14 protein-coding genes are annotated in these 14,263 nt (G+C 47.7%); 7 read left to right on the top strand and 7 right to left on the bottom strand.

Annotation, left to right across the window (positions count from 1 at the left end):
- Nucleotides 1-3: 3 nt before the first annotated feature.
- Together MHH48_RS06945 and MHH48_RS06940 are read left to right on the top strand one after the other, a co-directional pair.
- Nucleotides 4-1,512 carry an ABC transporter permease gene (locus MHH48_RS06945; protein WP_076322875.1) on the top strand — a complete coding sequence of 503 codons (1,509 nt, stop codon included), beginning with the start codon at nucleotides 4-6 and terminating at the stop codon, nucleotides 1,510-1,512.
- An 81-nt stretch (nucleotides 1,513-1,593) separates the two neighbouring features.
- Entirely contained in the window at nucleotides 1,594-3,414 is a 1,821-nt protein-coding gene (locus MHH48_RS06940; RefSeq protein ID WP_076322874.1) for an ABC transporter substrate-binding protein, read from the top strand.
- Nucleotides 3,415-3,867: 453 nt separating this feature from the next.
- Here the strand turns inward: MHH48_RS06940 and MHH48_RS06935 are convergent, their stop codons facing one another.
- Together MHH48_RS06935 and MHH48_RS06930 are read right to left on the bottom strand one after the other, a co-directional pair.
- Nucleotides 3,868-4,410 (bottom strand): alpha/beta fold hydrolase, encoded by a 543-nt coding sequence (locus tag MHH48_RS06935; protein WP_076322873.1) that lies wholly within the window; start codon nucleotides 4,408-4,410, stop codon nucleotides 3,868-3,870.
- A gap of 313 nt (nucleotides 4,411-4,723) precedes the next feature.
- On the bottom strand, nucleotides 4,724-5,638 hold the full coding sequence (locus MHH48_RS06930) for a hypothetical protein (protein ID WP_076322872.1): 915 nt from the start codon (nucleotides 5,636-5,638) through the stop codon (nucleotides 4,724-4,726).
- Nucleotides 5,639-6,017: 379 nt separating this feature from the next.
- Here MHH48_RS06930 and MHH48_RS06925 point away from each other — a divergent pair, with 379 nt between their 5' ends.
- Nucleotides 6,018-7,067 (top strand): S-layer homology domain-containing protein, encoded by a 1,050-nt coding sequence (locus MHH48_RS06925; protein WP_076322871.1) that lies wholly within the window; start codon nucleotides 6,018-6,020, stop codon nucleotides 7,065-7,067.
- A gap of 85 nt (nucleotides 7,068-7,152) precedes the next feature.
- On the opposite strand, the gene MHH48_RS06920 is transcribed toward MHH48_RS06925, so the two are convergent.
- Complete coding sequence (locus tag MHH48_RS06920; RefSeq protein ID WP_076322870.1) at nucleotides 7,153-7,578, bottom strand: VOC family protein; 426 nt, start codon at nucleotides 7,576-7,578, stop codon at nucleotides 7,153-7,155.
- 111 nt (nucleotides 7,579-7,689) lie between these two features.
- On the bottom strand, nucleotides 7,690-8,586 hold the full coding sequence (locus tag MHH48_RS06915; RefSeq protein ID WP_083659671.1) for a putative RNA methyltransferase: 897 nt from the start codon (nucleotides 8,584-8,586) through the stop codon (nucleotides 7,690-7,692).
- A gap of 430 nt (nucleotides 8,587-9,016) precedes the next feature.
- Here MHH48_RS06915 and MHH48_RS06910 point away from each other — a divergent pair, with 430 nt between their 5' ends.
- The 3 genes from MHH48_RS06910 to MHH48_RS06900 all read left to right on the top strand — a co-directional run bounded on the left by MHH48_RS06910 (nucleotide 9,017) and on the right by MHH48_RS06900 (nucleotide 11,369).
- Nucleotides 9,017-9,532 carry a DUF6773 family protein gene (locus MHH48_RS06910; RefSeq protein ID WP_076323159.1) on the top strand — a complete coding sequence of 172 codons (516 nt, stop codon included), beginning with the start codon at nucleotides 9,017-9,019 and terminating at the stop codon, nucleotides 9,530-9,532.
- 25 nt (nucleotides 9,533-9,557) lie between these two features.
- Nucleotides 9,558-9,755, top strand: a complete 198-nt coding sequence (locus MHH48_RS06905; protein ID WP_009594955.1) for a helix-turn-helix transcriptional regulator — start codon at nucleotides 9,558-9,560, stop codon at nucleotides 9,753-9,755.
- Nucleotides 9,756-9,917: 162 nt separating this feature from the next.
- Nucleotides 9,918-11,369 (top strand): erythromycin esterase family protein, encoded by a 1,452-nt coding sequence (locus MHH48_RS06900; RefSeq protein ID WP_076322869.1) that lies wholly within the window; start codon nucleotides 9,918-9,920, stop codon nucleotides 11,367-11,369.
- A 160-nt stretch (nucleotides 11,370-11,529) separates the two neighbouring features.
- Here MHH48_RS06900 and MHH48_RS06895 read toward each other — a convergent pair whose 3' ends face one another.
- The 3 genes from MHH48_RS06895 to MHH48_RS06885 all read right to left on the bottom strand — a co-directional run bounded on the left by MHH48_RS06895 (nucleotide 11,530) and on the right by MHH48_RS06885 (nucleotide 13,135).
- Nucleotides 11,530-12,198, bottom strand: a complete 669-nt coding sequence (locus MHH48_RS06895; protein WP_076322868.1) for a DUF4097 family beta strand repeat-containing protein — start codon at nucleotides 12,196-12,198, stop codon at nucleotides 11,530-11,532.
- Nucleotides 12,199-12,362: 164 nt separating this feature from the next.
- Nucleotides 12,363-12,602: a Type 1 glutamine amidotransferase-like domain-containing protein gene (locus MHH48_RS06890; protein WP_076322867.1), complete on the bottom strand. Its 240-nt coding sequence runs from the start codon at nucleotides 12,600-12,602 to the stop codon at nucleotides 12,363-12,365.
- A 44-nt stretch (nucleotides 12,603-12,646) separates the two neighbouring features.
- Nucleotides 12,647-13,135: a DinB family protein gene (locus MHH48_RS06885; protein ID WP_076322866.1), complete on the bottom strand. Its 489-nt coding sequence runs from the start codon at nucleotides 13,133-13,135 to the stop codon at nucleotides 12,647-12,649.
- Between the two features lie 111 nt (nucleotides 13,136-13,246).
- On the opposite strand from MHH48_RS06885, the gene MHH48_RS06880 reads away from it, so the two are divergent.
- Nucleotides 13,247-14,194 carry a YafY family protein gene (locus MHH48_RS06880; RefSeq protein ID WP_076322865.1) on the top strand — a complete coding sequence of 316 codons (948 nt, stop codon included), beginning with the start codon at nucleotides 13,247-13,249 and terminating at the stop codon, nucleotides 14,192-14,194.
- Nucleotides 14,195-14,263: the final 69 nt, after the last annotated feature.

Here is a 14,263-nt window from a genome sequence, read left to right as displayed (position 1 = left end):
CTCATGATCAAGAAGCTTCTTTCTAAACAAGAAACCAAACACCAGCTGAAATCCTCACACGAGTACAGTCAAGCCAGCTTCACATGGGTTATTTCTTTGACCTTAACGGTGATCCTGCTTCTGAACAGCTTTGATTTCACTGGGGGAACCATCAAACCGTGGGTGTTCACCGCCTTTGCGGTATATGCATTGTTTACCATCATTCAGATCATCATCACGCTGTTGATCCGAAGAGACCTTCAAAGCCAGGGAGAAATCCGGCGCTCGACGAGGATCCTGGGATACATTCAGCTGCTGAGCATCGTCACAGGAAATCTGTTTACCGTCACGTTCGGTTTCAATCTGATTAAAAAACAGAAGCCTCCTGAATATACGATTGCCGTCTACATGCTGTTAACCCAACTGTTTGTTATCGCGGTATCGGCACTGAATCTGTTCAAGCCTTACGTCTCGAATACATTCCTGCCGGCGATGGCCGCGCTTCTGATTATTGCAGTCATTCAACTGGTCGCGCTTATACTCGTTGCCCGATATGTAACAACGAATTATGCACATCCCAAAATGGCCTGGCTTGCCTTTCCGGTCATTCTGACTGCAGTGACGGGTAATATTTTTGCCCTGGTGCTCGGCATCAACCTGCTAGCGAAGATACGCAAGAACGGCAATCCGGCGATGACTCGCTGGGGCGACGTGTGGGTGAAGCTTACCGCTAACTCCACGGCCATGTCCGGACTGTTCTTTGTGATCTTCCTGTTCTGTCTGTCGGTAAGCAGTCTGTTTACTTTCGATTACAGCATCGCAATTGATAACAACTACAGTGCCATCCTGCAGCCGCCAAACCTTGTGTACCCCTTCGGTACGGACAACTTCGGCCGGGATTTGTTCTCCCGAATTGTGTTCGGGGCCCGAATCTCGCTGATCGTCGGATTTGCCTCTACGGCGATCCCGGTTGTCATCGGCGGTGTTCTCGGTGCCATCTCCGGCTACTATGGCCGCCATACCGATAACATCATCATGCGTTTGCTGGATGTGCTGTACGCCATTCCGGGTATCTTACTCGCCATTGCGATCATTGCTGCATTCGGAGCCAACACCATCAACCTCATCCTGGCACTCAGCGTAGGGGCTATCCCGACATATGCGAGAACCATGAGGGCGAATGTGCTCCTGGCCTCTACCTTTGAATACGTTGATGCGGCCAGAGCTTTCGGCTCGAGCAATTTTTCGATTATATTCAAGCATATTGTTCCAAACTCGCTTGCACCCATGATTGTCAAATCTACGCTAACCATTGGTGCAGCCGTCATCTCGACGAGCAGCTTGAGTTATCTGGGTCTCGGCGTTGAGCCGCACATCCCGGAATGGGGTAATATCCTTAAGATCGGAAGCACGTATCTTGAGACACATTCCTACTTGGCCATTTATCCGGGTCTCGCCATCATCGCGCTTGTCCTGTCCTTCAACTTCCTTGGCGACGGACTGCGGGATGCCCTAGATCCTAAGCTGGATTAATGTGCTTCAGTGCCCATGGCACACTAACTAATGGTTTCAAAAATATTTTATATATATATACAACTCAGGAGGGTATCACAAATGAAAAAGAGTTCCTTGCTGTTACTGTTCCTCTCGCTAGTCATTGTACTGGCTGGATGCAACGTAACAACCAAAGATGATGCACAGCAAAATCAGCAAGAACCATCGGATACAGCTACAGATACATCCGCTGTAAATATTGAACTGCTTGGCATGAGCTCTAACGAATCCGATGTCAACATCATTCGCGACCAGCTCACAAAGAACGGCTTCAACGTGAAGCTGAATCTGCAGCCGGATTACGGCAGCTACAAGGCACAGCAAGATGCCGGAAATTACGACATCGCGCTGTCCAGCTGGACAACCGTTACGGGTAATCCTGACTACGCTGTACGTTCCTTGTTCAAAACGGGCGGCGACTACAGCATCATGTCCGACGAAGAAGTGGACAAGCTGATCGACCAAGCGGCAACACAAACGCCTGAGGACGCTGCCGAAACCTACAAGCAGCTTGAACAGCGTCTCGTTACGGACAAAGCTTACATCGCGCCATTGTACATTTCCCTGAAGAGCCAAGCGTTCAACAAGGATGTGCTGGACGAAAACTCCGTCCGTCTCTCGAAATCCCGTTCCCTTCCTTGGGAAGCTGTTGATTTCAAAGACCAATCCAAGCGTGCTACGCAGCCGCTGATTCTGTCCCAATCGATCTCTGAACTGACTTCTCTTGATCCAATCAAGGGTAACGATGGTTCCATCAATATCATCAACACCAACATGAACGTACGTCTGATCAACCTGACCGATGATGACAAGATCACATCCGAAGGATCGCTGTCTTATAACCATGCCATTGGCGAAGGCAACTCGGAGTACTACTTCATTCTTAGAGACGATATTGACTTTGCGAAAATCACAAATAAAAAGGCTGAAGATTCCGGCGAGCGCGTAGGCGCTGACGATGTCATCTTCTCCATGAACAGAGCCAAAGACAAAAATTCGGTACCTGATCATCGCACCTACACGCTTCACGAGCATATCAACACGGTTGAAGCTGTAACCGATCTGAGCGCACTGGAGAACACTAAAGTGTCGGGTGGCAGCGAAAGCATCAAGGATGCACTGGAAGCTGGTTTGGATACCAAGATCACTTCCCTCGTCGACGACAAGAATCAAGCAAGCACGAAAGATGGTAAATACCAAGTCATTAAATTGACGACCACCGAGCCGTTCCCGCAAGTGTTGAACTACCTGGCTCACCAATCGGCCGGTATCGTATCGAAGAAACAAGTGGAATCCATCAACACATATGATGTTGAGAAATTCGATGTTAACAAAGACATCCCTTACGGCGACCAAAACACGGTAACCGAAGGCGACAAATACAACAACACGCTGTATGCCAGCGGTCCTTACATTCTGTCTTCCAAAAATGACTATGAAGCGACCTTCTACAAAAACCCTGGCTACATGAAGGGTACCGAGCACGAACCGAAAATCGAGCAAGTGAAAGTTCGTTTTATCAAAGATGCGGACAGCACGCTCTCCGCACTGCGCAGCGGCGAAATTCACCTGTACTACGGCGTGCCTGAAACGAAATACGATGTGGTTAAAGGCGACAGTAAGCTGAAGCTGCAAACCATCGAAAGTAACGCCGTATCCTACTTGCTGTTCAACACGAAAAACCGTGATGTGGCAACAAGCGATGATCTGAGAAGAGCGGTGCTCTACTCCATCAACCAGGATGAAATCCTGACTTACTACAACAACAACAAAATTAAAGCTTACTCCACCGTCAGCCCAATCGTTAAAACCGGCAACGAGCTGGTTGCCGATCCGGCGAAGGTGAAGGAATACTTGAGCGCATATAAAGCGAGCAAGTAAAAAAAGAGGACGACATTAGCGAAAAGCTGATGTCGTCTTTTTGATGCGAGGTTTATATGCGCCACCTTAAAATTATGGCTCCCATAGCATTGCTATGTTCGCAGGTAGACCCTTTGCATCGCTCCGGCTGTTTTTTTTCATCGCTCCGCATGCGGATGATTCTTCCGATCTCTGTTGCCCCCAGATTTCTATGAATGAATGGGCCAGAGTAGAAATCCGGGGGCAACGGAGACCGCTTCGCTTCTCCAGAATCATTCCGCCTTCTCCGCTGGAGCACTGCCTTAAGTAGTCCGTTGTTAGCTCATGCTTCGATACATCTCACATTAGCCATAAAAAGGGACGAATGATAGCCGCGGCGCAGCTACTCTCGCCTTTTTTGGGGAGGGGGGAGTGAGAGGAAGCCCCCCTGTAATTAACATATACAGGGGGGCTTTCCAAGATTGAAGACTTAGATTATATACGCTTGATATCATCTACAAGCTCGGGCAAGCCCTCGCAGAAATAGTGATCGTCGCCCTCGTATTCTCGGGTGACAGCTTGGGGGAGTTGCTTCGCGTAGTGCTGAGCGTGCGCGAAAGGCACCACGGGATCGTGGCGGCTGTGGTACAGGTACAGACTGGATATGCGAGGCAGCATGGTGGCGAAAGAATCAGGCAATCTAAAATCTTCACTCCGCCAATCGTCGTCTTTCCCCCAATAGGGGGCGGCGATCAAGAACAGTCCGGAGACGGTTCGCCTGCAGCCTTCTTCCGACAGAAATTTTAGCAACACCGAGCCGCCCAGGGAATGGCCTATGAGGAGAACCTCCTCATCCAATGCCTCGATTTCATTGGCGATCTGCGCTTTCCACAGGGCGTAATCCGGATCCGGTATGCCGGGGGATAAGACATGGTAAGCTTTCCCGAGCTGATCTTGTAGATGGGCAATCAAGTCACTGCTGCCTTGGTGAATGCCTTGTGGGCCGGCACTATGGATGAACAAAACTTGTTTTTTCATGTTTAGTCTCCTTCCCGATCTTTGCTTAAGGGTATGGACATATCCCAACAGAATGTCTACCAATCTAGGGTAACCGATAGTAGAGTGCTGGACTTCTTTTCGTTTGCTGACATCTGGCCGGAATCGGACACCCTTTACATGACCTCATCACATGGAGATGAAGATACCCCTAGGTTACTGTTGCTTATGATCAAACCATCGAGGATTGGTTTCTCTATCAGCCGCAATCCTCATTTTTACAAAAACAAAAGCTGCCCTCTGGTCATGTTCAGACCAGTAGGGCAGCTCTTCCCTTGTTAACAATAAAATAATATTACGGTCTCTCCACAAGCAGCGTTTCCCATTGCAAGCCTTCTCCGGTGATTTCAATCCGCAGGTCGGAGATGCTCTTCAGTGCCTCCTCGCGTCGTGTCTCAAGGGTGATCACGGTTTCCTTGTAAAGCTCGCCTATCTTCTTCTGCGTGCCGCTTGCCATTTTCTCTATTTCGGATTTTCTTGCGGCGTTGCTCTTGGATATCGCGGTTGTTTGCTCTTTAAACAGCTTGCTGTATTGGCTCTTGGCTGTTGCCTTGCTGATTTTTCCGTGCTTGTACTTCCACATCGGACTGTTCAGATACGACGTGCTTGACCCGTTCCGTAGCTTCCACATCGGACTATTCAAATAAGTCTCACTGACCGTTTTGTTAAATTTCCACGCGGAGCTGTTCAAATAATCCGGATCGATCGTCTTCTTATAGGTCCACATCAAGCTGTTCAAATAATCCTCGTTCATTTCTTTGCTTAGCTTCCAGAGCGTGCTATTCAAATAATGCCGGTTTGCAGCATTCGCATACTTCCACATCGGACTGTTCAAATAACTTGGATTGATAAACCGTTCATATTGTGCCAGCTTATCCTTTAAGTCGCGGTTTCCTTCATACTTCAGCTTCAGCTGATCTAGATCTGCTTGAAGCTTCTCATCCCACTGCTTTTGATCCTCCAGCACTGTTCTCTCCAGCTGATCCAAGGAAGCATGACTTTCATCATAAAATTGCTGATATTTCTTATCTGCTTGCTTCTGATAAGTGTTATATGCATTTACGGTCTTCTTGTTATACGATTGATACTCGCTCCATACTTGATTCATCCATTTCTGATCCGCTGCGTGAACCGTTGTTTGCGGAATCAGAACCGAGACTGCAAGCAAAAGGCTGCATAGGGTCAATAAGGATTTCCGCACCAATCTCATTGAATTTCGCCCCTCTTCTATAGATAGTAAACAAGGGATATTTTACCTAATGACTTGGTATCTTCCAATAGGAATAACGAACCCCTAACTTTTAGACTACAGCCTTCTTATTCCGTGCTCGAATATTTCACAGTACAGCATACTCCATTTCCTAGCTCCTTCGCGAAAAACATGTCTTTCTTTCATTATTCCATATTTCAAAGTGGAGGATTTATGCACTTCCTTAGTCCTGTAGTCGCTAAGTATCGCTTAAGTTAGTTAGCTAGTTATAACAGCCCATCTTTGGCAAGAACCGCTTCAAGACGCTTGACCGCTCGAAAAACAGACTTATACAATGTATTTTGTAGTATTTTAGCAAATTATAGATGGAGGATTGCAGATGTTGAAGTTCAGGACACTATGTGCGCCTATACTCCTGGTTGTCTCTTTATTCGTTGGGGCTGGCAGCGCTTCCGCCGGGGTTACGTTTCGGGATATCGATAACCACTGGGCAAAAACGACCATCGAATGGGGCGTCGACAAAGGGATTGTCAACGGCTATGCCAACGGAATGTTCATGCCCAATCAGAATGTGACCGAGGCCGAATTCATCCGCATGCTGGTTGTCGGCATCACAGGCAAAGACCTGCAGGAGAACTATTTGACCGAGCTATGGTCGGATAAATATTATCATTTTCTGCACTTCAAGAACTATCCTGTACACGGATTCACCGACAAAACCAAGCGGAGCCAATACATAACGCGGGCCCATGTGGCCGAGCTGATATCCAGCGCCGATGGCGTGAACTACGATGGGAATCAAGCGATTCAATACGTTTTGGGTAAAAAGTACGCACAAGGCCGGATTAAGGGCGAAAACACGATTGAAGGATATGTAGGAAGCGGCACCATTACGCGCGCCGAAGTGCTTCAGCTGATCAAAAACCTGACCGATCGCGGAATGTCGAACCTGTACGATCGTCCTACCGTACCAAGTGCGGAGGCGATGCTTCCGAAGCTGCCAACGCCTTGGGATGTGTATCGGGACGAGATGTATCTCGTGATTCGTCAGAAGGTATTCTCGAACTACAGCGGATACCGCATCTATGACGACGGGTCGAACAAAATTGTGATGACCAGCACGAAGCAAACTGGCGAAACGGATTACGCCGTGTCCGTTCAATTCGAGCCGCAGATTATGCAGTTCAGTGGAATCGCGCTTTCCAATGCCACCGATAAAACGCAGCGCAGCATGCTGATCGAGCTCCTCCAGCTGTATGGCTTCCAGGTCGATTCCTCCTTCCTCGCAAAGGTGGATTCCGCCGAGAAGAACAAGAAGGTGATCGAGCTGAAGGTAAGCGGCAAGACACTCGTTATCGATCCGCTCGTGGCAAGCCCTGCCGGGCATGTCCATATCTACTATAAGTGGTGGGATGGAACGCGGGCGTAATTTAGGAAACTGGATTTGCTATAATTGAAAAAGGGCCCTGACGGCAAATCGTCAGTGCCCTTTTTATTAGGTATAAAATCTACTTCTACGCTTCAACTTCGGTTGAGATATTCCAATTTACGCCATATTTGTCCTCAACGATCCCGTAGGCCGGGCTCCAGAAGGTTTCCTGCAGCGGCATAACCACCTTGCCACCCTCCCGCAGTGCTTCATATACCTGCTTTGCACGCTCGGCTGCATCGGTCATGATGCAGATCTGGACCTGATTGCTGGATTGGACCGGTTGCCCGGGAAACGTATCGGATAACATCAAAACCGTCTCTCCGACGATAAGATTTGCGTGGGATACCCGATCCCGCGCGCTCTCCGGCAGCGGAAAGTCCGGGTTGGCCGGCATCTCGCCGAAAGTCTGAACCATGACGACTTTGGCGTCCAAAGCCTTCTCATAGAATTGAATAGCTTCCTTAGCGTTCCCGTCCATAAAGAGATACGGATTCATTCGAAGTGTCATGTGATCGTTAACCACCTTTTTTTCATATTATCAAAGATAACTCCTATTATCTCCCACTGTGGACACTTTAGTAAAATATGACGGAAATCTAAGGCTGGAAAAATACCTACCTTATTTCCATCCATACAGAAGTGTGAAGTCGGCGGTTATCTCCATCTCTCCACCTGACATCCGTTCAATAACCTCAGACGAAACGCTCCAGGATAACGGCGTCATATGAATCAATTGCTTCATCTGCTCGGAATCCAGAACGACGCGATACCGAATTTCTTCGAACTCGATCCGTTCAAAGTGACGGCTGAACAGCTCCATGGTGCCGTCATTGGAATACGTCTCTTTACCTGTACCTGTATAGAACAAAGCTCGAAGCTCCTGCAAATACAGGCTCCCCGGAATTACCTTCACCAACATTCCGTCACTCGTAAGCAATCGCCTGAACTCCAAATAATTAGAAGGAGACAGAATATTCAAAATGTAATTAAACTGTTCGTCTGCAAACGGGCACTGAGACAGGTCGGCCACGCACCACATAGGGTCCGAATATGTCTTGGCAGCCAATACGACTCCCTCTTTGGCAATATCCATGCCCACACCAATAACGTTAGGCTCATGCCCCTGCTCCTGTAGGTTATGTCCAATTGCCGAGAGATGGGAGCCTTCCCCGCATCCTGCATCGAGCAGTCTCAGAGGCCTGCCAGATTCCGACAGCTTCTGTTTCTGCATCCGGATCAGACGATTCGAAATTCCTTCAATCATCGGGCCAAAGAACCCGCTGCTGTTAATCATTTTTCGTGCCTCAAACAAAGCCTTATCATATTTAGTTTTGGCTCTATGGGATAGCAGGTTGACGTACCCCTGTCTGGATATATCATAGCTATGGAGCTTCTCGCACACCAAGCTTGCCAGCTGCTGAACCCTCATGGAACTGCCGCAGATCGGGCATCTAAACATCTTCTCATGCATCGATAGCCATTGTGCTTTTTTTAATAACCTTTCATTTCTGGACACAGCAATATCACCCTTTCATTCGATCATACGCAATGAAAAAGGCACAGAAAAATAAACTCAAGCCACAATCACAAAAAAAAGGGCCGAGCCTACTTGAATCTGTACCTCACATTATCGTAGCGAATGAAATGGATCATGAGAACGAACACACTCCTAGTATCAATCAATTCGGGCAAGAGAACTGCCCAATTCCAATTGTAACACGCTGAGAAGTGTTGTAAACCTAATGTGCAGCTTAGCAAAATATATCAAGAAAAAGGCAGCCCTGTGCGGTATGATGTTTACCCGAGAATGAATATACTTTTATTTCCCAAATTGACTAATATTAAAATCAAAATGGCATATATATATTGCAAAAAGACGTAAATACTATTACAATCCATGTATCAAGAAATCTCAGGAACGATTGTTAACCAAAATGGAAGGAATGATGAGTGTGAATTGGTTCAAGAAGAGCACGGTTGAGGATGAGCGTATCGTCAATCTGAAGAACAAGTTATATAAAGAGGTGTATACCTTGATCATGATCATTTGCAGCATTTCCGTCATTATTAAATCTTTTGCGCTGCCCCGAACGGAATCCGTATGGCTGGAAATGCTGATCATGCTGGGAGGAAGCATATATTTCGGCATCCGCAGTGTGGCGATGGGAATTTATTCGGATGAAGTGGAGGTCCATGACCAGCGAAGCAAAGTTTCATTCAGTAAGCGTACAGCGATATGGGGACTCGTTATCGGTATCGCACTTGCTCTTTTTTTCGGTATCCGCAGCGCGATTCTGTTTGGCAATAACAGCAGTGCGACCGAGATCAAATACTTCTTTATCGTTTTCTTCGTCTCACTGATCATCTATATCCCCCTCTTTGTTGGAGTGAATTTGGTGATCCACTATGGTGCCAACAAGGTGAGCCAGAAAATGTCGCAGAACGATCCGTTCGACTCGTAGAAAGGGATATCAGGGTGACTGCCGTATGAAAAACATCAAACTGAAGATGGCCCGGGTTGAGAAGGATCTGTCGCAAGAAGAATTAGCCCAGATCGTGGGTGTCTCCAGACAAACCATTGGTCTGATCGAGTTAGGTAAATATAATCCGTCCCTCAGTCTGTGCGTTGCCATATGCAAAGCGCTATCTCGTACTCTTAATGATCTGTTCTGGGAAGAGGACTAAGGCTAATACAGCAGTGCAGTTCTCCAGCAAAATCACGGTAACTATGTCTATGTTAAGGAGGTGATGCTGTGTTCCCCAAGGTAATCATGACAATATCTTTTTTTGCTATACGTCCATTCAATTAGAAAATCATACAACAAATCATCTAAGGAGTGATCCTGCATGCCGCTACATAACGCTAGAAAAGCATTCACCGTGTTTCTGCTCACCGCTTCCCTTGTGGGGACATCCCTAATCCCTGCCGGAAAAATTTACGCTTCCACCCCGGATACCATCCAAGGTCAGGTTACAGAAGTGAAAACGGCCCGAACCTCTGACGAAAAGATTGCCGAGTGGGAGGACTGGGCTAAAGACCACGTATACCGATTGGATACGATTCAGCCCGCCGACACGGCGGGCGGTCCAAACCAATATAAGGATCTGGCAATGCTAAAACCTTTGCTGCAAGATAAACGTTTTGTGTTCCTCGGCGAGAGCTCCCACGGCGTTGCCGAGTTCAATCTGGCCAAGACCCGTTTAATCCAGTTCCTGCATCAGGAAATGGGCTATAACGTGCTTGCCTTCGAAAGCGGACTCAGCAATACTTCTTTGGCATATGGTAAAGCAGGACAACAGAGCCCCGAGTCGACCATGAAGGATTCCATCTTCGGTGTCTGGTGGTCCAAGGAAGTTTTGCCGTTGTTCGACTACATGAAAACAGCACAAAAGAGCAAGCAGCCGCTCGTGCTGACCGGTTTTGACATGCAGCTGCAGCACCCACTGTTGGATGGGCAATGGCTGCAGGATCAGACCATGGCTAAGCGCCTTGCGGAAGCTGAGAAGAAATTGTCAGACTACTCTCTTGGTACGGATCTTGCCGCTTATCGCAAAGAGAAAAGTCAGCTGATCCAAGTATACAAGGATGCTATAAAATCCTTAAAGATGGAGGCAAACGAGGCTCATTTGAAGCAGCTATATCCGGATAACCCCAAGCTGTCCTTGCTGCTTGAAAGAAGTTTGAACGACCGGATTCGGGTAGCCCGGGAGTATGTGGAGCTCTCCATTAAATCAACCCTCGGCATGGAAAGCGGGGATTATGCACCGTTCCTGGAATCGATGGAATGGCGGGATCAGGCGATGCACGATAATCTCATGTGGCTGGCTACCGAAGTCTATCCAACGGAGAAATTCATCGTCTGGGGACATAACGACCACATCCGCAAGGCTCAAACCGAGGTCATGGGTACGCCATATCCGGTTACTCTAATGGGAGAAAAACTCTCGGACGAAATGAAAAAATACAGTTACGTACTCGGCTTGTATCCGGCCAGCGGACAAACCGCAGATAATATGGGCAATGCGCATGACGTTCTGCCGGCAGAACCAGGCTCCATTGAATCGATCCTGTCGGCCGCAGGTGCGCCGTATACCTTCGTTGATTTGCGATACCAGAAGCGTGAGGCGGGTAACTCCTGGATGTTCGAGCCGCGTTTTGCCTACAGCTGGGGCATGATCCCCGAAAGTCTGATTGCCCGTGATCAATACGATGGTATTCTGCTTATTGATGACGTAAACCCGCCGCAATATATGAGATCCTCCGCTTCATCCAAGGCTTCTGTACCTGCTGAAGAATAAATAAGTGCTATCATTCTTCTTTGTTATATAAAAAACTTGAATAGGTTAACATGCCAAGCATCCTCTTATGGTCTGCTTCAAGAGTCGTAAAAGCTGTGAACTCTTGCAAAGGACGAGTACGGGGATGCTTGTTTTTTTCTTAAGCTCTGTTCTTGCATGATTATTTTATCGAGATGTTCCCCGAGGAGGTTTTGAGCTTCACCTCATGCTTGCCATGACCGGATCGCCCTTCCGTCTTCCGATTGCTCTCCTTCCTGTCCTGGAGCAGAACGGCAATGGACCGATGTCCGCTTCCGGATTGCAGCATCCATGTCACATCAGGTGTTTCTTCATCCAGCTGGATGTTCACGTTTCCACTTGTCGCCGATACCTCCACATCGTTATTCAAACGGGTGAACGCAAGTGAGATATTCCCGCTTTTCCCCTTCACCTCGAGGCTATGATTTTGCAACCCAGTTCCCGTTACTTTGCCGGAAGAACCATCAATTACGACCTTCCCTGCATAGTCCGCAGGAATTCTCACGCTAAGCTGCGGCATCCTGCCGATATTCAACATCCGCGTGATGTCGTTATCTAAACGAATCTTTACCCGATTGCCATCCTGATCAACAACAGCCCCAGCGGACTTGGTGTTTCTGAGCAGCGAAACTTCCAATGCTTCCACATTCGCTGTCTCGACGAACAAGGTCGTGCTGCCATGGTCAATCTCCAGCACTTCAACCTCCTCAAGCGTTACGCGTTGAAGAGCCTCCTCTTCGTCCGTGGAATTGCATGCACTGAGCAATAACACGCATAGGACACATAGAATTGCAGCTGCGTATCGTTTCATATCTTTCTCAACCCCTTTTCACCTTTGAAACCATTGTACAAGATGACGCTGCGTCACTTTCAAGTGAAAAATATTTATGTATAAGATAAAAAAAGGGATGGCAGTTGCCATCCCATCAATCATCGAATCGAATATCATTTTAACGAACAACTATTTTATCTTTTTCAACTTGGAAGCTTTTCTTTGATTTCCTGCAATGGTGCTGCAGAAATATCAAGCTCTTCAACGACGACTCCCAACTTTTCGAATGCTTCTTTTGCTGTATAAATATAGTGGGTGATTTCTTCTGGAATACTCGCAGTAGGAATAAACGTTAAACTCCTGCCTTTCAGATCATCAGCAACGAATTCTCTAAAAAGATCAGCAACATCTTTAAACGAAGATGTTAAAAACATATTCAGCATCCTTACTTCTCCTTTAATTATCGCTGGATATCCGTGCTTTAACTTTAATATAAATCGAACATGCTCACTTCATAGCCCTGGGCTTTCAGGTAATTGAACATTTGCGCCCGATGATGCTGGGCATGCGTGACGATTTCAATCAGCCACTTGGCTTGCGTTGAACCGTGCTCCAAATAGAAGGGTTTAGTTTTCTTTTGCATAAATTCTTCATCCGTCAACCCATTCATGTATGACTTTACATCCGCAAGTCCCTTCGTCATCCAGGAAATCAGCTTGTCCTTGTCTACGCCGTCTGCAGCAATGCTTGCCTCCAGCTCCCGAATCTCCGCTTCACTCTTCTCTTGCAGAATCAATAAATCGGTAGCAGGTACCGAAACGAGATGGTAAACCAGCTCCTGAAGCGACCTCATATTGTGGGCAGGTCTGTGATCCCAGTGTTCTGGCGAAATTTTGCCGATCAGATTCGAACTGGTTCTAACGATAAGCTCCAGTTCCTCAAATAACAACTGCTTCATTTCATTCAATTGACTCACGTTTCATCACTCCATTTTTTAGTTATAAGGGGTCTCTGGATTCTACAGCCAGTATAGCGTATAATGGTGACAACTATTGTCATAGTCATCAAACGATACGGAGCTGATCTTATGTCCAAATCCAAACGTCTCATGGAGCTGATGATGACCGTGAACCGGATGCGGAAATTCACGGTCAGGGAATTGGCCGATCAATTCGGCGTGTCCTCTCGCACGATCTTGCGGGACCTGCAGGAGCTAAGCGAGCTGGGCGTTCCACTCTATTCCGAGGTAGGACCGCACGGCGGATATCAGGTTCTGAAGGAACGAATTCTTCCGCCAATCGCTTTTAGCGAGGAAGAAGCCGTCGCGATGTTTTTTGCCAGCCACGCCCTGCGTCACTATCTATTTCTTCCCTTTGAAGCCGAGTCCTCTACCGCACTTCAAAAATTTTATTATTACATGCCCGGGGATGTGCGCGAGCGGATTGACCAGATGAAGAACCGGGTGGATTTTCTGACGCATACAAGGCAGCAGAAGGTTGAATCTCTCGGCGTTCTTCTGGATGCCGCCGTCGACCAGCGGGTCGTTACGGTGTTATACGAGAGCAGGGAAGGCTATGCCGAGCGAAGTATCCAGCCCGTGGGCATTTATGCAAGCAATGGCTTCTGGTATTGTCCCGCTTATTGTTTTCTGCGCGATGATTTTCGCCTGTTCCGCTGTGACCGCATGAAGTCCGTGGCCTATGATACAACCGGAATCGAGCCGCGGGATAACCGCCATATCCATCTGGGCAATTGGAGGGAATACGGGGCAGAGAAATCGGTCTATGTCCGGATGGTGGTTGATCTGAGCCGGGAAGGCGTTCAGCGCAGTGAATCCGAATTGTGTCCTGTTCCCCTCATTGACATGCGGCCGGATGGAAGCGGACGGCTCGATCAGAATGTCCCTGCGAGCGAGCTTTTGTATTTTGCTAAATTTTTTATCGGATTAGGAAATGAAGCCACCGTGAAGGAGCCGCAGGAGCTGGTGAATCGCATTAAGGGGATACTCACAGAGATGATGGCGAAGTATGGTTAGAGAATTATCTCTAAAAAAAAAGCCGCCAACATCGTGGCGGCTTACAGGCTGAAACTTCACTTTACCATT

Origin of the sequence: Paenibacillus sp. FSL F4-0100 (assembly GCF_037993005.1) — a bacterium.
In the GTDB taxonomy this organism is placed as follows: Bacteria; Bacillota; Bacilli; order Paenibacillales; family Paenibacillaceae; genus Paenibacillus_AQ.
Note: the sequence above shows the minus strand (reverse complement) of the source record. Positions and strands in the feature narration are given on the sequence as shown.

Coding starts and splice junctions, on each gene's coding strand:
- MHH48_RS06900 (WP_076322869.1), top strand. CDS start 9,918: ATGCCGCTACATAACGCTAGAAAAGCATTCACCGTGTTTCTGCTCACC.
- MHH48_RS06895 (WP_076322868.1), bottom strand. CDS start 12,198: ATGAAACGATACGCAGCTGCAATTCTATGTGTCCTATGCGTGTTATTG.
- MHH48_RS06880 (WP_076322865.1), top strand. CDS start 13,247: ATGTCCAAATCCAAACGTCTCATGGAGCTGATGATGACCGTGAACCGG.
- MHH48_RS06945 (WP_076322875.1), top strand. CDS start 4: ATGATCAAGAAGCTTCTTTCTAAACAAGAAACCAAACACCAGCTGAAA.
- MHH48_RS06905 (WP_009594955.1), top strand. CDS start 9,558: ATGAAAAACATCAAACTGAAGATGGCCCGGGTTGAGAAGGATCTGTCG.
- MHH48_RS06940 (WP_076322874.1), top strand. CDS start 1,594: ATGAAAAAGAGTTCCTTGCTGTTACTGTTCCTCTCGCTAGTCATTGTA.
- MHH48_RS06910 (WP_076323159.1), top strand. CDS start 9,017: ATGAGTGTGAATTGGTTCAAGAAGAGCACGGTTGAGGATGAGCGTATC.
- MHH48_RS06890 (WP_076322867.1), bottom strand. CDS start 12,602: ATGCTGAATATGTTTTTAACATCTTCGTTTAAAGATGTTGCTGATCTT.
- MHH48_RS06920 (WP_076322870.1), bottom strand. CDS start 7,578: ATGACACTTCGAATGAATCCGTATCTCTTTATGGACGGGAACGCTAAG.
- MHH48_RS06925 (WP_076322871.1), top strand. CDS start 6,018: ATGTTGAAGTTCAGGACACTATGTGCGCCTATACTCCTGGTTGTCTCT.
- MHH48_RS06930 (WP_076322872.1), bottom strand. CDS start 5,638: ATGAGATTGGTGCGGAAATCCTTATTGACCCTATGCAGCCTTTTGCTT.
- MHH48_RS06935 (WP_076322873.1), bottom strand. CDS start 4,410: ATGAAAAAACAAGTTTTGTTCATCCATAGTGCCGGCCCACAAGGCATT.